19 protein-coding genes and 1 pseudogene are annotated in these 19291 nt (G+C 55.7%); 12 read left to right on the forward strand and 8 right to left on the reverse strand.

Annotation, left to right across the window (positions count from 1 at the left end; all coding sequences use genetic code 11):
• The first annotated feature begins 14 nt into the window (after positions 1–14).
• Positions 15–707, forward strand: coding sequence for a leucyl/phenylalanyl-tRNA--protein transferase (aat, locus tag PW844_RS01890; protein ID WP_299446230.1), 693 nt, complete (start codon positions 15–17; stop codon positions 705–707).
• Positions 708–1053: 346 nt separating this feature from the next.
• Positions 1054–1272: a translation initiation factor IF-1 gene (gene infA, locus PW844_RS01895; RefSeq protein ID WP_002211347.1), complete on the forward strand. Its 219-nt coding sequence runs from the start codon at positions 1054–1056 to the stop codon at positions 1270–1272.
• Positions 1273–1416: 144 nt separating this feature from the next.
• On the opposite strand, the gene clpA is transcribed toward infA, so the two are convergent.
• Positions 1417–3693, reverse strand: a complete 2277-nt coding sequence (clpA, locus tag PW844_RS01900) for an ATP-dependent Clp protease ATP-binding subunit ClpA (protein WP_084873688.1) — start codon at positions 3691–3693, stop codon at positions 1417–1419.
• Between the two features lie 55 nt (positions 3694–3748).
• Entirely contained in the window at positions 3749–4069 is a 321-nt protein-coding gene (gene clpS, locus PW844_RS01905) for an ATP-dependent Clp protease adapter ClpS (protein WP_021182586.1), read from the reverse strand.
• A gap of 323 nt (positions 4070–4392) precedes the next feature.
• Here clpS and cspD point away from each other — a divergent pair, with 323 nt between their 5' ends.
• Complete coding sequence (gene cspD / locus PW844_RS01910) at positions 4393–4614, forward strand: cold shock-like protein CspD (protein WP_084873687.1); 222 nt, start codon at positions 4393–4395, stop codon at positions 4612–4614.
• 114 nt (positions 4615–4728) lie between these two features.
• On the opposite strand, the pseudogene PW844_RS01920 reads toward cspD, so the two are convergent.
• Positions 4729–6370: pseudogene (locus PW844_RS01920) on the reverse strand (DUF2813 domain-containing protein).
• 139 nt (positions 6371–6509) lie between these two features.
• Between PW844_RS01920 and PW844_RS01925 the strand changes: the two are divergent.
• The 3 genes from PW844_RS01925 to ltaE all read left to right on the forward strand — a co-directional run bounded on the left by PW844_RS01925 (position 6510) and on the right by ltaE (position 10298).
• A complete protein-coding gene (locus PW844_RS01925; protein ID WP_299446789.1) occupies positions 6510–7409 on the forward strand; it encodes a lysine exporter LysO family protein in 900 nt (299 codons plus the stop codon).
• 99 nt (positions 7410–7508) lie between these two features.
• On the forward strand, positions 7509–9230 hold the full coding sequence (gene poxB, locus PW844_RS01930; RefSeq protein ID WP_299446407.1) for a ubiquinone-dependent pyruvate dehydrogenase: 1722 nt from the start codon (positions 7509–7511) through the stop codon (positions 9228–9230).
• A gap of 63 nt (positions 9231–9293) precedes the next feature.
• Positions 9294–10298, forward strand: a complete 1005-nt coding sequence (gene ltaE, locus PW844_RS01935) for a low-specificity L-threonine aldolase (RefSeq protein WP_299446410.1) — start codon at positions 9294–9296, stop codon at positions 10296–10298.
• Between the two features lie 10 nt (positions 10299–10308).
• Here ltaE and PW844_RS01940 read toward each other — a convergent pair whose 3' ends face one another.
• Positions 10309–11133 (reverse strand): N-acetylmuramoyl-L-alanine amidase, encoded by an 825-nt coding sequence (locus PW844_RS01940; RefSeq protein ID WP_299446792.1) that lies wholly within the window; start codon positions 11131–11133, stop codon positions 10309–10311.
• A gap of 102 nt (positions 11134–11235) precedes the next feature.
• Between PW844_RS01940 and PW844_RS01945 the strand changes: the two genes are divergently transcribed.
• The 6 genes from PW844_RS01945 (at position 11236) to artJ (PW844_RS01970) (ending at position 15703) form a co-directional block, all read left to right on the forward strand.
• A complete protein-coding gene (locus PW844_RS01945) occupies positions 11236–11775 on the forward strand; it encodes a lipoprotein (RefSeq protein WP_299446413.1) in 540 nt (179 codons plus the stop codon).
• Between the two features lie 207 nt (positions 11776–11982).
• The gene (gene artP / locus PW844_RS01950; protein ID WP_084873681.1) at positions 11983–12711 is read left to right on the forward strand and encodes an arginine ABC transporter ATP-binding protein ArtP; all 729 of its coding nucleotides are present in this window, start codon (positions 11983–11985) and stop codon (positions 12709–12711) included.
• A 15-nt stretch (positions 12712–12726) separates the two neighbouring features.
• Positions 12727–13458 carry an arginine ABC transporter substrate-binding protein gene (gene artJ / locus PW844_RS01955; RefSeq protein ID WP_299446419.1) on the forward strand — a complete coding sequence of 244 codons (732 nt, stop codon included), beginning with the start codon at positions 12727–12729 and terminating at the stop codon, positions 13456–13458.
• Positions 13459–13464: 6 nt separating this feature from the next.
• Positions 13465–14178, forward strand: a complete 714-nt coding sequence (artQ, locus tag PW844_RS01960) for an arginine ABC transporter permease ArtQ (protein ID WP_084873679.1) — start codon at positions 13465–13467, stop codon at positions 14176–14178.
• Between the two features lies 1 nt (position 14179).
• Complete coding sequence (gene artM / locus PW844_RS01965) at positions 14180–14848, forward strand: arginine ABC transporter permease ArtM (protein ID WP_299446424.1); 669 nt, start codon at positions 14180–14182, stop codon at positions 14846–14848.
• Positions 14849–14971: 123 nt separating this feature from the next.
• A complete protein-coding gene (gene artJ / locus PW844_RS01970; RefSeq protein WP_084873677.1) occupies positions 14972–15703 on the forward strand; it encodes an arginine ABC transporter substrate-binding protein in 732 nt (243 codons plus the stop codon).
• A 52-nt stretch (positions 15704–15755) separates the two neighbouring features.
• Here artJ (PW844_RS01970) and rlmC read toward each other — a convergent pair whose 3' ends face one another.
• From rlmC to potH, 4 genes are all read right to left on the reverse strand, one after another.
• Positions 15756–16910: a 23S rRNA (uracil(747)-C(5))-methyltransferase RlmC gene (gene rlmC, locus PW844_RS01975; RefSeq protein ID WP_299446428.1), complete on the reverse strand. Its 1155-nt coding sequence runs from the start codon at positions 16908–16910 to the stop codon at positions 15756–15758.
• Between the two features lie 48 nt (positions 16911–16958).
• Positions 16959–17420 carry a YbjO family protein gene (locus tag PW844_RS01980; RefSeq protein ID WP_299446431.1) on the reverse strand — a complete coding sequence of 154 codons (462 nt, stop codon included), beginning with the start codon at positions 17418–17420 and terminating at the stop codon, positions 16959–16961.
• 65 nt (positions 17421–17485) lie between these two features.
• The gene (gene potI / locus PW844_RS01985) at positions 17486–18331 is read right to left on the reverse strand and encodes a putrescine ABC transporter permease PotI (protein ID WP_084873674.1); all 846 of its coding nucleotides are present in this window, start codon (positions 18329–18331) and stop codon (positions 17486–17488) included.
• Positions 18328–19290 carry a putrescine ABC transporter permease PotH gene (potH, locus tag PW844_RS01990; protein ID WP_084873673.1) on the reverse strand — a complete coding sequence of 321 codons (963 nt, stop codon included), beginning with the start codon at positions 19288–19290 and terminating at the stop codon, positions 18328–18330. The genes potI and potH overlap by 4 nt, the downstream gene beginning before the upstream one ends.
• Position 19291: the final 1 nt, after the last annotated feature.

Genomic DNA, 19291 nt, shown 5'->3' on the forward strand with positions numbered 1-19291 from the left:
GGGTAATTAACGCAATGAGACTGGTACAACTGTCACGCGATTCGCTGCATTTTCCGCCTCCGGAAATGGCGCTACGTGAGCCGAACGGCTTGCTGGCGATGGGTGGAGATCTTTCCCCTGCCCGTTTGATGAATGCGTACCAGCGTGGCATTTTTCCCTGGTTCTCACCGGGCGATCCGATTCTCTGGTGGTCGCCCGATCCCCGCGCCATTATGTTGCCGGAATCTTTCCACCTCAGTCGCAGCATGGCGCGTTTTCACCGTAGCTCCCCCTATCGCGTCACCATGAATCAGGCGTTCGCCCAGGTACTGGAAGGCTGCGCCAGTCATCGTCAGGAAGGTACCTGGATCACTTTCGAGGTGAAGCGTGCCTGGCTGCGCTTGTATGAACTGGGCCATGCCCATTCGGTCGAGGTATGGCATGAACAACGGCTGGTTGGGGGATTATATGGTCTGGCACTGGGCCAGATTTTTTGTGGCGAGTCGATGTTTAGCCGTGAAGAAAATGCCTCAAAAACCGCGCTGTGGGTCTTCAGCCAGCACTTTCTCGGCCACAACGGACGGCTGATTGATTGCCAGGTACTCAATCCCCACACTGCCTCTTTAGGTGCAGTCGAAATTCCGCGTGTCGATTATTTGCAGTATGTACAAACACTGGCGTGGCAACCGGTTTTACCCGGTTGCTGGCAAACACAAACCCTTTTTTGACGGCCCGCGCAGATGTTTTGCACACAATACGCGGCAAAAGTGATATAATAAGCGAGTTTGGTATGTCGTCCGCGCTTCGCTGTGGCGAGCCGGAATTGCCAGGCTGGGAAAGTGACTGTTTTCCCGAAGCTGTTTCAGTTGTGCGCCCGATGCCGATTGCTACAGATTCTTAGCCCGCTAATCCCCCGCAGACGTCAAAAACACCCGAATTTAATCCGTAATGCACGCGCATTGGCGCGACGCACGGCGAAGTGTTGGCAAAATCACCAACGTTTCTTTACATAAATCATGGAATTCGGCATTATCTTGCCGGTTCAACAGTTTGGTAGTTCACCCAGAGGATTCGATGGCCAAAGAAGACAATATTGAAATGCAAGGTACCGTACTGGATACGTTACCTAACACCATGTTCCGCGTAGAACTTGAAAACGGGCACGTGGTTACCGCTCATATCTCCGGTAAAATGCGCAAAAACTACATCCGCATCCTGACGGGCGACAAAGTGACTGTCGAGTTGACCCCGTACGACCTGAGCAAAGGCCGCATTGTCTTCCGTAGTCGCTAAGACGCTACTCATCTCACGCGTTTTCTGAACGCGATAAAAGGCCGGATTCGCATCCGGCCTTTTTCATTTGGTAACGATAAAAAAAACCCCGGTGCAATGCACCAGGGCTTCTAAGACTATACAAAGGGTTTAACCACAACCTGATTAATGCACAGTCCCTTCGGTTTTACGTTTTTCCGCACTGAGGAAATGGTAGGTCAGCTGGTTTTTCTCTTTATCCAGCGCGACGGACACTGAACCCCCATCCACCAGTGAACCAAACAGCAGTTCGTTGGCGAGCGGTTTTTTCAGGTTTTCCTGCACGGTACGCGCCATCGGACGCGCGCCCATCGCTTTGTCATACCCTTTCTCAGCCAGCCAGTCACGCGCATCATCGCTAACTTCCAGCGACACGCCTTTCGCATCCAGCTGTGCCTGCAACTCGACAATAAATTTATCCACCACCTGATGAATCACCTCCGCAGACAGGTGACGGAACCAGATAATGTTGTCGAGACGGTTACGGAACTCCGGCGTGAAGATTTTTTTGATCTCTTCCATCGCGTCGGTGCTGTTGTCCTGCTGAATCAGGCCAATCGACTTACGTTCAGTCTCACGCACACCGGCGTTAGTGGTCATCACCAGCACCACGTTTCGGAAATCCGCTTTACGGCCGTTGTTATCCGTCAGCATGCCGTTGTCCATCACCTGCAGCAGCAGGTTGAACACATCCGGGTGAGCTTTCTCGATTTCATCGAGCAGCACCACAGCGTGCGGATGTTTGATCACCGCATCGGTGAGCAAGCCCCCCTGGTCAAAGCCCACATACCCCGGAGGCGCACCGATCAGACGGCTCACCGTATGACGTTCCATATATTCCGACATATCAAAACGCAGCAACTCAATGCCCAGCGCTTTCGCCAGCTGCACCGTCACCTCGGTTTTACCGACACCGGTTGGACCGGCAAACAGGAAAGAACCAACCGGTTTACGATCCTGGCCGAGGCCTGCACGGCTCATCTTGATGGCTTCAGTCAGAGCTTCAATCGCATTGTCCTGACCAAACACCAGCATTTTCAGACGATCGCCAAGGTTTTTCAGCGTATCGCGATCGGTCGCCGAAACGCTTTGTTCCGGAATACGAGCGATACGTGCTACCACCGTTTCGATGTCAGACACATTGACGGTTTTTTTACGTTTGCTGGCTGGAACCAGACGCGCACGTGCACCGGCTTCATCAATCACATCAATCGCCTTATCGGGCAGATGACGATCGTTGATGTATTTCACCGCCAGCTCCACCGCCGCACGTACCGCTTTGGCAGTGTAACGGACATCATGGTGCGCTTCGTATTTCGGTTTCAGACCATTGAGGATCTGCACCGTTTCTTCCACCGACGGTTCAGTGATGTCGATTTTCTGGAAACGACGCGCCAGCGCCCGGTCTTTCTCGAAGATATTGCTGAATTCCTGATAGGTTGTGGAACCCATCACGCGGATTTTACCGCTGGAAAGCAATGGCTTAATCAGGTTTGCCGCATCCACCTGGCCACCCGACGCCGCACCCGCACCGATAATGGTGTGGATTTCGTCGATGAACAGAATGCTGCTGTTATCCTGCTCCAGCTGTTTCAGCAGCGCTTTGAAACGTTTTTCAAAGTCACCACGATACTTGGTGCCTGCCAGCAGTGAACCGATATCCAGCGAGTAGATGGTGCAATCTTTCATCACTTCCGGCACATCGCCCTGCACAATACGCCAGGCGAGGCCTTCTGCGATGGCGGTCTTACCTACGCCCGATTCACCCACCAGCAGCGGGTTATTCTTACGGCGACGGCACAAGACCTGAATGGCACGCTCCAGCTCTTTCTCGCGGCCGATCAACGGGTCGATCCCGCCGACGCGAGCAAGCTGATTAAGATTGGTGGTGAAGTTTTCCATACGTTCCTCCCCGCCTGCCTGCTCTTCGTTAACCGGATTTTCCGTATTCTGTGCCTGACCAGGCTCGTCTTTACGCGTACCGTGGGAGATAAAGTTCACCACATCGAGGCGGCTCACTTCATGTTTGCGCAACAGGTAAGCCGCTTGCGACTCCTGCTCGCTGAAGATGGCGACCAGCACGTTTGCGCCAGAAACTTCACTGCGCCCGGATGACTGGACATGGAAAACCGCACGCTGCAGCACACGCTGGAAGCTGAGCGTTGGTTGGGTATCACGCTCCTCTTCACTGGTGGGCAACACCGGTGTGGTTTGTTCGATGAAGGCTTCGAGTTCCTGCCGCAGAGCCACTATATCCACCGTACAGGCTTCCAGTGCCTCTCTGGCCGACGGGTTGCTGAGCAGAGCCAGCAACAGATGCTCGACGGTCATAAACTCATGACGGTGCTCACGCGCTCTGGCGAAAGCCATGTTTAAACTGAGTTCCAGTTCTTGATTGAGCATTAGGCACCTCCCCCAATTATCGCTCTGACGACCTTTCCCCTATATGGAGACGGTTTCAGGCTTTTTCCAGCGTACACAGCAACGGATGTTCATTATCTCGTGCGTAATTGTTCACCTGGGCAACTTTGGTTTCCGCCACTTCTGCAGTAAATACACCACAGATTGCCTTTCCCTGGTAGTGAACTTTCAACATCAGTTGCGTTGCACGTTCAACATCATAAGAAAAGAACTTTTGCAGAACGTCAATAACAAATTCCATAGGTGTATAATCGTCATTATTCAGAATGACTTTATACATCGAAGGCGGCTTTAACCCTTCGCGTACTTTGTCTTCGGCCAGATGCTCAAAGTTAAGCCAGTCGTTTGTGTTTGCCATAATGTTCCGTCGAAATTCTGCGTTACGGTTGCGCGCAATTCTGCGCCCACACCTAAAGTTTAACATGCCTGTCAAGCCACTTTTCCCTCATGAAAAACTGGACCTGAAAGCGCATGCGCGACCTGTATCACAAAATTTGCAATAGCGTTAACTGCCTCAAATTTTGATGAATTTCCCCCTGCGCGCTCGGGTCGTTTGCTTGACGATAAGGACCGTTTCTCTACATTCTACTTACACAAGCTGATTGAGTTTTAAACAAGCTCGACTCACAGCTTCAATGACCTCACCTACTTATCAAAATGTCTTGCGAGGGAAGTAAAAGCATGGAGACGGGTACTGTTAAATGGTTCAACAACGCCAAAGGCTTCGGTTTTATCTGTCCGATTGGCGGCGGCGACGATATCTTCGCACACTACTCCACGATTCAGATGGAGGGATACAGAACGCTGAAAGCCGGCCAGCAGGTTCAGTTCGATGTCCATGAAGGGCCGAAAGGCAACCATGCCAGTTTGATCGTGCCGGTGGAAACATCGGTCCAGGCATAACCCTGCGCTTCTTCATCCATTCTGACCACTCCCGAAAAAAAATGCCAGCCAGTGATGCTGGCATTTTTCTTTTGAGAATTTTACGTCCTTTGGCGGCAAGATTTTTCTATAAAATCAATCGGCCTTACCACGCGCCAGCCACATCACCCGCGAGAACAACGTATCCAGCAGTGGCGGAACCGCCCCGGGCCCACGTTCAGCGGCGGCCAGGGCTATGGCAATCGCCAGTTCCGGCTTCGAACTGTGATGAATGGCTTTGGTTATAATACGCCTGGCATTCATCGGTACGTTTAACGGCAGGTGCGCCACCTGATGATAGACATCACTAAATCCCTGCTTATAGAAGAAATTCTCAATATCCAGCGCGGGTAATTGTGTCAGATGATCGTTTTCATGTTCGTGCGGCTGTAACTGGCTACGCGCGGTGGCGGCATACTTCTTACCGGCATCGTCGCCGTCAGTCAGCACATGCCAGGCGATGCCCATACGCCGGGCGAATTTCAGCAGAGGTTTCAGTCCCGACTGGGCAAACTCAATCACTTTGACCCCTTCAGCGGCAAAGTGATGACCGCGCTGACGCGCCAGTTCGTTAATGATCCACACCTCGGTCTCCCCTTCCACCAGCAACCAGCAGCGGGCAAACAGGGCCGACGGACGATTGACGCGAATGTGGAAACCAATGCGACGGCTCTCCTCGGCGCTTAACCCTTCCGGACCAATGCGCCAGGCAGCAAACCCGGCTCGGCTCACGTACCAGACGACACACATGCTCCACCGGCACCTGCGACAGAAGTTCACCCGAGTTGGTGGTGGCAATCTTTTGTACCGGCATCAGATCCAGCAAATTCCACGCCACCGCCAGCATGATGGGATGCAGACGGGTTTCCGGGTCTTCCACCAGCAACAGCGGCCGCGCCCCCGGCGGCAAAGGGGCGCTACCATGCGCCTGAATCAGCAGGGAGAACATACGCAACAAAATCACCTGACGGCTACGTGATTCGGTACCAGCGATAAGATGATTGAGCTGATCCAGCGAACGCCAGCCCTCGCTGCCGTCCCGGACCTCTGGTGCCACCCGCGCCACACTGCCCCCCGGTTGTTGCACCAGAAAATAGTGTTCCAGCAATTGCTGCATGGTGTGCAACCCCTGGCGTAGCAATTCGTCGCTGAGCATTTGCGGCCGCGCGACCAAATCGCGCGTCAGTTTATCCACTTCCAGCGCCAGTTCACTCATAGTGCTGGCGCGCCGCGCCGGATCGTTTTCTGTCTGACGCGCCCGCCGGCTAAAACGGGCATCGCGCACGCGCAACACCGGGTACCAGGTACGCAAATGGGCCAGCGCCTGTGCCGTCCCTTCCAGCGGCAGCACATCCCCCTGGGCATCGATAAAGCGGTGGGTGGTTTTTACCCCCTGCTCCCTGCGCTTGCCGCGTGCGCTGAAGCTGATGTAACGCCCGGCGTTATCACGCTGCCAGAAGGGCTCCAGTAAAGGTTCGTCTTCATGATTTTCGGCACGAAAGCGGAACACCAGTTGAAGCTGATGCATACGCGCTTCAAGGTCGCCGGGGGGAAAATGGAAATCATGTTCGGTGAATAAATAGGATTCGGTCGCGGGTGCCAGCAGTAACGTGAGCGCATCGAGCAGGCTCGATTTACCCCAGGCATTTTCCCCGATCAGCAGATTGGTGGTGGTCAGCGGTAACGAGAGCTGATTAATCCCACGAAAACCATGAATATCGATATGTTCCAGAATCATCGCAGCGTTCTTCCTCTTCTTTGCCTGAGCATGGTCGCCCGCGTTACGTTGGTCAAGTTATCTGGCGGGGAAAAGGTTTACACTTCAGATGTTTTTGGTTAGCGTGACGCCTCTTTTCTCAGGGACGAACTGCCTCATGATGTATACCGGACTGATCATTATCCTGCTGCCGCTGATTATCGGCTGGTTGCTGCCGTTCCATAGCCCGCGTTTGCTGAAGTCGGTCAACCGTCTGCTCGGTAATATCGTTTACCTGATTCTGTTTTTGATGGGGGTAAGCCTGGCGTTTCTCGACAACCTCGGCAGCAATCTGCTGACCATCTTCCACACCGCGTTGATCAGCATGTTGTGTATTCTCGCCTGCTCGCTGGGCGCACTGTGGCTGCTGGAAAAACGCTACCCGTGGCAACACAACCATCGTCCACAAACGCTGCCCTCCCGCTGGCAGATGGCGCTGGAATCGGTGAAGCTGTGCGCGACCGTAGCGGCCGGTTTTCTGCTGGGCCTGACCCATGCCTCGCCGTTGCGACACGCCGCCACCGCCAGCGAGTACGCGCTGATCCTGATGCTGTTTCTGGTGGGCATTCAGTTACGCGGCAGCGGCATGACACTGCGCCAGGTGATGCTGAATCGCCGTGGCATGCTGGTGGCGGCGGTCTCACTGGTAAGCGCGCTGGCAGGCGGCGCACTGGCTGCCACGCTGCTCGGCCTGCCGCTGAAAACCGGGCTGGCACTGGCGAGCGGTTTCGGCTGGTACTCCCTCTCCGGCATCCTGATGACGGAAGCCTTCGGCCCGGTGATGGGCAGTGCTGCTTTCTTCAATGATCTGCTGCGTGAATTATTTGCCATCATGCTGATCCCGCTGCTGGTCACCCGCCATCGCTGTACCGCATTAGGGCTGAGCGGCGCCACCTCGATGGATTTTACCCTGCCGATTCTGCAACGCGCAGGCGGGATGGAAATTGTCCCGGCCGCTATTGTGCATGGCTTTATCATGAGCCTGCTGGCACCGATCCTGATCGCCCTGTTCTCAGCCTGATCCCTTCCCCTGCGGCGTAGCGCATTTTTTCACGGCTACGCCCGGATTCCATCGTCTACCCTTTCTCACTGACGTTAAATTCCCGGAAAGGAGTGTTCGATGAAGCAAACTGTTGCGGCGCTGCTGGCGAAAACGCTGGAAAATGCAGGTGTGAAGCGCATCTGGGGCGTTACCGGTGATTCACTGAATGGATTAAACGATAGCCTCAATCGTATGGGCACCATTAAATGGATGCCCACGCGTCACGAGGAGGTCGCCGCCTTTGCCGCGGGTGCCGAAGCGCAAATTACCGGCGAGCTGGCCGTTTGTGCCGGTTCCTGTGGGCCGGGCAACTTGCACCTGATCAACGGCCTGTTTGATTGCCATCGTAACCACGTACCTGTGCTGGCGATCGCCGCCCATATCCCTTCCAGCGAGATTGGCAGCGGCTACTTCCAGGAAACCCATCCGCAGGAGTTGTTCCGCGAATGCAGCCATTATTGCGAACTGGTGTCGAACCCGGAGCAGTTGCCGCAGGTGCTGGGCATCGCGATGCGCAAAGCGATTCTGAATCGTGGCGTGTCGGTGGTGGTGTTGCCGGGCGATGTAGCACTCAAACCGGCACCAGAAGGCGCACGCGCCGAGTGGTATCCACCGCAGCTGCCGCAGGTGCTGCCCTCCGCCAGTGAAATCAGCCGTCTGGCCGCCACGCTGAACGAGGCCAAAAACATTACCCTGCTGTGCGGCAGCGGTTGTGCTGGCGCACATACTGAAGTGGTGAAGCTGGCTGAGACGCTGAAAGCGCCGGTGGTGCATGCGATGCGTGGCAAAGAACATATTGAGTATGACAATCCCTACGATGTCGGCATGACCGGCCTGATTGGTTTTTCATCCGGTTTTCACGCCATGATGAATGCCAGCACTCTGGTGCTGCTCGGGACACAATTCCCTTATCGACCGTTCTATCCCGCTTCCGCCAACATCATTCAGATTGATATCAATCCTGCCAGCCTCGGCGCGCACAGCCACGTCGATATGGCGCTGGTGGGCGATATCAAAGCGACATTGCAGGCATTGCTGCCACAGCTCAGCAGCAAGAGCGATCGCCACCATCTTGATAGTGCGCTGGAACATTATGCAGAAGCGCGCAAAGGGCTGGACGAGCTGGCCAGCGCCAATGATAAACAGGCGATTCATCCGCAATACCTGGCGCAGCAAATCAGCCATTTCGCTGCTGACGATGCCATCTTTACCTGCGATGTCGGCACCCCGACCGTATGGGCAGCGCGTTATCTGAAGATGAACGGTAAGCGGCGGCTGCTCGGTTCGTTCAACCACGGTTCGATGGCCAATGCCATGCCGCAGGCGCTGGGGGCGCAGGCGATCGATCGTAATCGTCAGGTGGTGGCGCTGTGTGGCGATGGCGGTTTCAGTATGCTGATGGGCGATTTCATCTCGGTGGCGCAACTCAAGCTGCCGGTGAAGCTGGTGATTTTCAATAATAGCGTGCTGGGCTTTGTGGCGATGGAGATGAAAGCCGGGGGTTATCTGACCGATGGCACCGAACTGGAGAACCCGGATTTCGCTGCCATCGCCACCGCCTGCGGCATTAAAGGCATTCGGGTCGAAAAGGCTTCGGAGCTGGATAACGCGCTGGAGCAGGCGTTCGCCCACGACGGCCCGGTGCTGCTGGACGTGATTACCGCCAAAGAAGAACTGGCCATCCCGCCACAAATCAAACTGGAACAAGCCAAAGGCTTCAGCCTGTATATGCTGCGGGCGATTCTGAATGGCCGCGGCGATGAGATCGTGGAGCTGGCGAAAACCAACTGGCTGAGGTAAAACGGGACAGGCAAAAAAATGCGATGCGGGCGCTCAGCCCGCTTTTTCTTTCAGGAGAGCGACGTGATCGATTTACGCAGTGATACCGTAACCCGCCCAAGTTCCGCCATGCTCGACGCCATGATGGCTGCCGAAACTGGTGATGATGTCTACCGTGACGATCCCACCGTCAATGCGCTGGAAGCCGAAGCCGCCTGTATGAGCGGCAAAGAAGCAGCGTTGTTCTTCCCCACCGGCACCCAGGCCAACCTGGTGGCGCTGCTGAGCCATTGTCAGCGTGGCGATGAATATATCGTTGGGCAGCAGGCACATAACTACAAATATGAAGCCGGTGGCGCCGCCGTGCTGGGCAGCATTCAGCCGCAGCCGATCCTTGCCGCAGAAGACGGCACTCTGCCGCTGGCTGATGTGGCTGCCGCGATTAAACCGGACGACATCCACTTTGCGCGCACCCGTCTGCTCAGCCTGGAAAACACCCATCACGGTAAAGTGTTGCCGATCGGCTATCTGGAACAGGCATATCAATTCACGCGTCAGCACCAGCTGGCGTTGCATATCGATGGCGCACGTATTTTTAACGCCGTGGTGGCGCAAAATACCACGCTGGAAGGCATTGCCCGCTACTGCGATACCCTGACCATCTGTCTGTCCAAAGGCCTGGGTACGCCAGTGGGTTCGCTGCTGTGCGGCCCGGCAGCCTACATCGAACAGGCGCGCCGCTGGCGTAAAATGGTGGGTGGTGGAATGCGTCAGGCAGGCATTCTGGCTGCGGCGGGCTTATATGCCCTGCAACATAACGTGACGCGTTTGCAGCAGGATCACGACAACGCCGCCTGGCTTGGTGAACAGCTGAAGAGTCTCGGTGTGGCAGTAGTGAGTCAGCAGACCAACATGTTGTTTGTTAAGGTGCCCGCGCAGCAGATTGACGGGTTGAAAGCATGGCTGAGCGCACGTGATGTGTTGATTAGCGTCGGTCCGGTAACGCGTATCGTGACCCATCTGGATGTCAGTCGTGAGGACCTCACCCAACTGGTCGCACACTGGCAGGCATTCCTGCAACAGGCATGACGGAACGGCGCTATTGCGCCGCGCCGTATTTCGCCAGCAGGGCGCGGGCAATCGCCAGCGTCTCCGCATCCGCCAGGCCACGGTAATCCCGTGGCCTGAAATGCATCTGAAACGCCGTAATAACCTTACGCTGCATCGCTGGAGTACTCGCCGCTGCAACGTCATAACCATAGCGTTGCAGAGCATCCAGCAATTCATCCTGATCAACCGGTGCATCTGCCGCCTCGTTACCCAGATAACGTTGTACCGTTGCGTCATCAGGCCAGGCGCCTAACCCCGCCAGCGCCAGCTGCCGCCAGGGAAACAACGGCCCCGGATCCTGTTTGCGTTGCGGCGCGATATCGCTATGCCCCACCACATTTTCCGCTGGGATGTCGTAACGCGCGCTGATGTCTTTGACTAACGCCTCCAGCGCCGCGATTTGCGTCGGGGTAAACGGCTGCCAGTGCAGCCCCGTCAGGGTACGCTGATAACCGCTGTTCACCAGCTCAATACCAATTGAGGTGTCATTGATCCGTGTGGCTCCGCGCCAAAAACTCGGCCCGGCATGCCACGCCAGCTGGCTTTCCGGCACCAGTTGCCAGACGACGCCCTGCCTCCGGTGCTGCGGCGGTTGTGCCGGAATCAGATAATGGGCGCTGACCTCACGATCGGTGAGCGTCGCCAGCGAGGAAGGAAAATCTTCCGCAGTGTAATGGATCACCACAACTTTGATACGCGGCCTGGCGCCCTGCGCCGGATGCGCGGTATCGACCCAATAACCGTGGCGCGCTTCAAGGGTTGACTGGCAGCCGCTCAGCAACAATAACCCCAGCAACAGCCCACCACGCAGCAAACGAAACGCCATTGCTCTCTCCTTTAGCTCGTACGGCGTAAATGCAAGGCTATACTTTATGCTAAAAATGGTCCTTTGCCAGTGAACAACAAGGAAATAGAGATGAGAAACAAAGCCTTTGCGCTGCTTGTTCCCGCTGCTCTGCTGCTCAGCGCCTGCACCACCGTTGAGCCAGTGATTAAGGATAATGGTCCGCGAACCGCGGCCTGCGTCGATGGCGGTCCGGACAGTGTAGCTCAGCAGTTCTACGATTTACGCGTCAGCCAGCCATTGCAGGGATTGCCGGATAATTCGACGCTGGCAAAATACCGCCCTTATCTCAGCGATCGTCTATATCAGAAACTGTTGCAGGCTAACGGGCTGAGCAATAAACCCGCCGACTGGCGCACTGGCGACCTGTTCTCCAGCCTGGCCCAGGGTCCGACTGCTGCCGAGGTGGCAAGTGCCTCCAGTATCCCAAATCGCGATGCACGCAATATTCCGCTGCGCGTCGATTTAACCCGTGGTGACCGCAAATGGCAGGACGAAGTGTTGATGATCCGCGAAGGCACCTGCTGGGTAGTGGATGATGTGCGCTACGTCGGTGACTGGCCGCGTGCGGGGGGCGGTTCGCTGCGCCAATTGCTGGAAGAGAGTAATTAATTGGAACAGCGCCGCCTGGGCGGCGCTGTTTGTTAATTTCGTATGAAGAATTTGCATCCCATCGGCCACATCGGCCTTGCCTGCCGCGATATTGTGCTACGCTTTTGAGGTTTAACTGCTCTTTAATAAATTTTAACCCACCTCAATTGCATAACTATTCTGGTGACGTTAAGATTCGCGGCATCAATTGCTATTCATTTATTGCGCATGAGTATTCAACTAACCGGCATTAACTGTTTTTACGGTGCCCACCAGGCGCTGTTCGATATCAACCTGGCCTGCCCGCAGGGGGAAACGCTGGTGTTGCTCGGTCCGAGCGGCGCGGGTAAGAGTTCACTCCTGCGCGTGCTCAATCTGCTGGAGCAACCGCGTTCCGGCAGTTTGCAGATCGCCGGTAATCATTTTGACTTCAGCAAAACCCCGTCAGACAGTGCGATCCGCGAATTGCGGCAGAACGTTGGCATGGTGTTCCAGCAATACAACCTGTGGCCGCACCTGACGGTGTTGCAGAACCTGATGGAAGCGCCCTGCCGTGTGCTGGGGTTAAGCAAAGATCAGGCCCGTGCCCGGGCAGACAAACTGCTGGATCGTCTGCGTCTGACGCCCTATGCCGACCGTTTCCCGCTGCACCTTTCCGGCGGCCAGCAGCAACGCGTGGCGATTGCCCGCGCCCTGATGATGGAACCGCAGGTGTTGTTGTTTGATGAACCGACTGCGGCGCTCGACCCGGAAATTACCGCGCAAATCGTCAGCATTATTCGTGAGCTGGCGCAGACGCAGATTACCCAGGTGATCGTCACCCATGAAGTGGAAGTCGCGCGTAAAACCGCCAGCCGTGTGGTGTACATGGAAAACGGCCACATTGTGGAACAGGGCGACGCCAGCCACTTTACACAGCCGCAAACCGAAGCGTTTGCCAACTATCTTTCGCACTAAGTCAGGATGTCTCTAATGAAAAAAGTCGTACTTGCTGCACTGCTTGCCGGTTTAAGCCTGAGCGCTTCCGCTGCGCAGACCCTGCGTTTTGCTACTGAGGCTTCTTACCCGCCGTTTGAGTTTGTCGATTCGGACAACAAAATTCAGGGCTTCGATGTCGACCTGGCAAATGCGTTGTGTAAAGAGATTGATGCAACCTGTACCTTCACCAATCAGGCCTTTGACAGCCTGATCCCGAGCCTGAAATTCCGTCGTTTTGATGCGGTGATGGCCGGCATGGACATCACACCGGAACGTGAAAAACAGGTCCTGTTCACTAAGCCTTACTACGACAACTCCGCGATTTTCATCGCGCAGAAAGGCAAACTGGCGGATGTGGCAGCGCTGAAAGGCAAACGTGTTGGCGTGCAGAACGGGACGACCCACCAGAAATACCTGTCTGACAAACATAGCGACATCACCGTGGTGCCGTACGATAGCTATCAAAACGCCATCCTCGACCTGAAAAATGGCCGTATCGATGCGGTGTTTGGTGACACCGCTGTGGTAAACGAATGGCTGAAGCAGAACCCGAACCTGGCCGCGCTGGGTGACAAAGTGACCGACAAAGCCTACTTCGGCACCGGTCTGGGTATTGCGGTGCGCATGGGCAACACCGAGCTGCAGGAAAAATTCAACACTGCACTGGATAAAGTGAAAGCCGACGGCACCTACAAAACCATCTACAACAAATGGTTTCAGCAGTAATTCCTGATGAATGAAATAATTCCGCTCGCAAGCGCCGCCGGTATGACCGTCGGCCTTGCCGTTTGTGCCCTGATCGCCGGCCTTGCGCTGGCGATGATTTTTGCTGGCTGGGAATCGGTGCGCTGGCAACCGCTCGCCTGGGTCGGCACCGCGCTGGTCACGCTGATCCGTGGCCTGCCGGAAATCCTCGTGGTGCTGTTTATCTATTTTGGCGCATCGCAACTGTTGCTGACGCTATCGGATGGCTTCCATATCAATCTCGGCCTGTTCAGCATCCCGGTGCAGGTACAGATTGAGAATTTCGATGTCAGCCCGTTTTTGTGCGGGGTGATTGCGCTGGCGATGCTCTATTCCGCTTATGCATCACAAACTCTGCGCGGCGCGCTGAAAGCGGTGCCCGTTGGACAGTGGGAATCCGGCCAGGCGCTTGGGATGAAAAAATCGGCGATTTTCTTCCGTCTGATCATGCCGCAAATGTGGCGTCACGCCTTGCCAGGTCTGGGTAACCAGTGGCTGGTGCTGCTGAAAGATACCGCGCTGGTGTCGTTGATTAGCGTTAACGATCTGATGCTGCAAACCAAAAGTATCGCGACCCGGACCCAGGAGCCGTTTACCTGGTATCTGGCGGCAGCCGCCATCTATCTGATTATCACGCTGTTCAGTCAGGCGGTGCTGCGTCGTATTGAATTGCGCACCACGCGTTTCGAGCGGGGGGCCTGATATGCTGCAATATTTACCTGAGCTGCTGAAAGGGCTGCACACCAGCCTGACGCTCACCATCGCCTCGCTGATTGCCGCGCTGGTGCTGTCGCTGCTGTTCACCGTGTTGCTGGCACTGAAAGTCCCGGTGCTGAACACCATCGTGAAAGTGTACATCACGATATTTACCGGTACGCCGCTGCTGGTGCAGATCTTTTTGATCTACTATGGACCCGGGCAGTTTCCCAGCATCCAGCACGTGCCGTGGTTATGGCATCTGCTGTCTCAGCCCTGGCTGTGCGCCATGCTGGCACTGTCGCTCAACAGCGCGGCGTATACCACCCAGCTGTTCTTTGGCGCGGTGCGAGCCATTCCCTCCGGCCAGTGGCAGTCCTGCGCGGCGCTGGGGATGAATCGCAAAGATACGCTGCGCATTCTGCTGCCTTATGCATTTAAACGCGCGCTTTCCTCGTACTCCAATGAGGTGGTGCTGGTGTTCAAAAGTACCTCGCTGGCCTACACCATCACCCTGATGGAAGTGATGGGCCACGGTCAGCTGCTGTATGGCCGTACTTATGATGTCACGGTGTTTGCCGCTGCCGGGCTGGTTTACCTGTGCGTCAACGGCCTGCTGACGCTGATGATGCGTCTGATTGAACGCCGCGCGCTGGCATTTGAACGCAGAAATTAATATCCAGGCGGGTCATCCCGCCTTTTTTAATTATTTATCCAATAATGTTGCATAAAGATTCATTCGATGGCATCTTGTCACGCGTTCGTCCTCAGAGCGTTAGTGATTTACAGGAGTCTCAAAATGAAAAAATGGATCGTTGCTGCGGCACTGGCAACTCTGGCAATGAATGCCTCGGCAGCGGAAAAAATCCGCTTCGCTTCCTCTGCGACTTACCCTCCGTTTGAATCTCTGGATCGTGAAAATCAAATCGTCGGTTTTGATATCGACCTGGCGAAAGCGTTATGCCAGCAGCTGAAAGCCGAATGTACCTTCACCAACAACGCGTTTGACAGCCTGATCCCATCGCTGAAATTCCGCCGCTATGACGCCATCATCTCGGGTATGGATATCACCGACGATCGCAGCAAGCAGGTGGATTTCACCCAGGCTTATTACGCCAATTCGGCAGTGGTGATCGCCCGCAAAGGCCAGTTCAGTGATTTTGCCCAGCTGAAGGGCAAACGCATTGGCATGGAAAACGGCACCACGCACCAGAAGTACCTGCTGGAACAGCATCCGGAAGTGGTCGCGGTGGCCTATGACAGCTATCAGAACGCGATTCTCGACCTGAAAAACGGTCGCCTGGATGGCGTGTTTGGTGATACCGCAGTGGTCAACCAATGGCTGAAGACCAATGCCGATCTGGCACCGGTCGGCGCGCATGTCACCGACGCCCGCTATTTTGGCACCGGGTTGGGGATTGCGGTACGTAAAGGCAACACCGAATTACGTGATCAGCTGAACAGCGCGCTGGTGGCGATCAAAGCCAATGGCACGTACCAGCAAATCAATCAGAAGTGGTTCCCGGAATAAAATAATGGGTCGGCGCAGTGCGAAGCCTGACAGGTTCTGCACTGTCCTCAGTTCAGGATGAACGCTGCGCCGCCCCACCCTGCCCGCGTTTAGTCAGTAGCGTCAGTACTTCAAAATGGGCGGTATGCGGGAACATATCGAACAACTGCACCCGGCTGACATCGTAGTCGCTGAGACGCGCAATATCCTGCGCCATACTCTGCGGATTACAGCTGGAGTAGAGGATGTAATCCGGTGCCATCTGGCTCAGATAATCACATAACTCCGCACCAATCCCACGACGTGGCGGATTCACCAGCACCAGCTGCGGCACCTGATCGCGCCCAGTAGCGAACTGCGTGGAATCCAGCGCGGCAAAACTGACCTTATCCAACCCCAGCTGCTGTGCCGACTGACGCGCACAGGCAATGGCTTCGGCGCTGATTTCAATACCGGTGAGCTGCATCTCCGGGGTGGCGCAGTGCAGGCCAAACCCACCGACACCACAAAACAGATCCCACATGCTGTGCACATCCAGCTGCGCCACCCAGTCGCGCGCCGTGGCGTACAGCGCGGCAGCCACCTGAGGGTTTGTCTGGAAAAAACTTTGCGGACGGATATACAACGGCACGTTGTTGAAGCTTTCCGCTAATGCCTGGTCGGGCGTCAGCGCAATTTCTTCATCACCTTCCAGAATCGCCATATGCACCGGCTGGATATTGGCAGAAATCACCGTCAGCTGCGGCAGCTGCTGTTGCAGCCACGGCAGCGCCGCGCGCAACTGTTCCAGCTTGGCGCTGGAACGCAGTACAAAACGCAGCATCATGCCGCCCTGGGTGCTTTCGGTAAGCAGCAGAAACTTCAGTTCACCACGCTTGCGCGCCACGTTGTACGGCGTTAAACCGGCACGGGCGATAAAGGGTTTCAGCACCGCAAACACCGGGGCAAAGCTGGCGGGATACAGCGGGCAGGCACAGAGGTCGACAGCATCGCCCTCGCGCGACAGCATACCTAATACCGGACGCTCCACGCTGCCACTGACTACCATTTTGGCTTTATTACGAAACCCCTGCTCGGGCGAGGTCACCGGCGGACACCACTCGCTCACCGCCTGTTGCGCCAGCAGTTGTTCCAGCAGCGATTGTTTCTCGTTCAGCTGTTGTGGGTAGGGTTTTTCCAGCCACTGGCAGGAACGGCAGCGACCGGCATCATAAAGCGCGCAATGCATTGTGGAGCCTGTATTCAGAATCGGGAGAAAAAACGGGGGCTGATTGTATCACCGGCGACGGAAAAAAGCGCGGCTGCTGGCCGGGACAAACAACAGCAGCAGCACCATCGCATCCGGCAGTTTCTGAAGCAGCGTATGATGGATGATCTGAGCATTGCTCTCACCGTGGATGCTGAAGATTTCCGGGTATATCCACCCCATCGACGCCAGCAGCATATAGCCCAGCACCACAACCTGGGTGGCGACATAGCCCCAACGGCCCCGGTTACTGCCACGCATCAGGGTAAAGGCGCAACGCAGCTCAAATAAGAAAATCAGTTGGCTGGCGACGAAGATGAGGGTGGAATCCCAGGCCTGGGCACTGCGGTGCACAAAGTTGACCAGCTCGTCATAACCCAGCTCATTGGCGAGCATCAGCACGCTGATGCAGCGGGTGGCGATAATGGCGATCCCTGCCACCGTGACCGGCGCTGGGGTTATAACGGGGACATGCTTCAGGGTTTCCGACATCGACCAGACTCCAAAAGAAAAGCTGGCATCGCCAGCTTTTCTTATATTGGCAAATGTTATGGATTTCAGCCACGTCTTGCTTTCTGAATATCACGCAAACGTTGTTTTTCTTCGTGTGCCATAAAGCGCCAGGCAATAAAGCCCACCAGCCCGACCACAAACAAAATCAGCGACGCCAGGGCGTTGATCTCCGGGTTCACCCCACGACGCACGGTGGCAAAAATTGCCATCGGCAGCGTCGTTGCCCCTGGGCCGGTGACAAAGCTGGCAATCACCAGGTCATCCAGCGACAGGGTAAACGCCAGCAGCCAGCCGGTAATAATCGCGGGTGCGATCATCGGCACGGTGATGACAAAAAACACCTTGAGTGGCGTAGCCCCGAGGTCCATCGCCGCTTCTTCGATGGAGCGATCCAGTTCACGCAGACGTGAGTTGATCACCACCGCCACATAAGCAGTACAGAAGGTCACGTGCGCCAGCCAAATGGTCAGCATGCCACGATCGCTCGGCCAGCCGAGGGTATTCCCCATTGCCACAAACAGCAGCAGCAGCGACAAACCGGTGATCACATCGGGCATGACCAGCGGGGCGGTGAGCATAAACGCAAAACCGTTATGGCCCCGGAAGCGACCAAAACGCACGATAATCACCGCCGCAATGGTACCCAGCACCACCGCCATGGTCGCAGACAACGCCGCGATGGTCAGACTAAGCACCACCGCATCGATCATCGCGTCATCCTGGAACAACACGTGATACCAGTGGAACGAGAAGCCTTCCCACACCGTTACCAGCTGTGAGCTGTTAAACGAGTAGGCCACCAGCAGTAACATCGGCGCATACAGGAACATAAAACCCAGCACCAGGATCGCGGTGCGCCACGGAGAGCGGATTGCAGGTAACTGATTCATTCCTTCTCTCCCAGCTCACGGTTTTGATGTTTGTGGAACCAGACAATCGGCAGGATCAGGATCAACAGAATGATCACCGCCAGCGCTGAAGCCACCGGCCAATCGCGGTTGTTAAAGAATTCCTGCCACAGAATACGACCAATCATGATGCTATCCGGGCCACCCAGCAGTTCCGGGATCACGTACTCCCCTACTGCCGGGATAAACACCAGCATCGAACCGGCAATAATCCCGCCTTTGGTCAGCGGCACAATGACGCTGAAGAAGGTCTTCAGCGGACGCGCGCCGAGATCAAGCGAGGCTTCAACCAGCGAGTAGTCGATACGCGTCAGCGCGGTATAGATTGGCAGCACCATAAATGGCAGATAACAGTAAACAATACCGATATACACCGCAGTGTTGGTGTAGAGGATCACCAGGGGATGATCGATGACCCCCAGCCACATCAGGAAACGGTTCAGGATGCCGTTATTGTTCAGCAGCCCCATCCAGGCATACACGCGTACCAGGAACGAAGTCCATGACGGCAGGATCACCAGCAGCAGCAAAATGGAACGCATCGACGGCTTACTGTGTGCCACCGCCCAGGCGAGCGGATAGCCAATCATCAGACAGATGATGGTGGAAATGGCCGCCACTTTCAGCGATTGCAGATACGCATCGGCATATAACGGATCGTCCGTCAGTTGCAGATAATTCCCCAGATTGAGCACCAGATTGAGCTGATCGTCAGCCCAGGTGATCAAATCAGTGTATGGCGGGATCGCACGCGCAATATCGGCGAAACTAATTTTCAGCACAATCAGGAACGGCAGCAAAAAGAACAGCACCAGCCACACATAAGGCAGTGCGATCACCAGCTTGCGACCATGCTGCATCTTGATGCGCGTGGCCCAGCGTTGCAGCGGCGTGCCCGGCTGTTCGGCTTCCGGGGTGCCGGGTTGAGAAATCTGGCTCATT

Source organism: Pantoea sp., assembly GCF_028283705.1.
GTDB lineage: Bacteria > Pseudomonadota > Gammaproteobacteria > Enterobacterales > Enterobacteriaceae > Pantoea.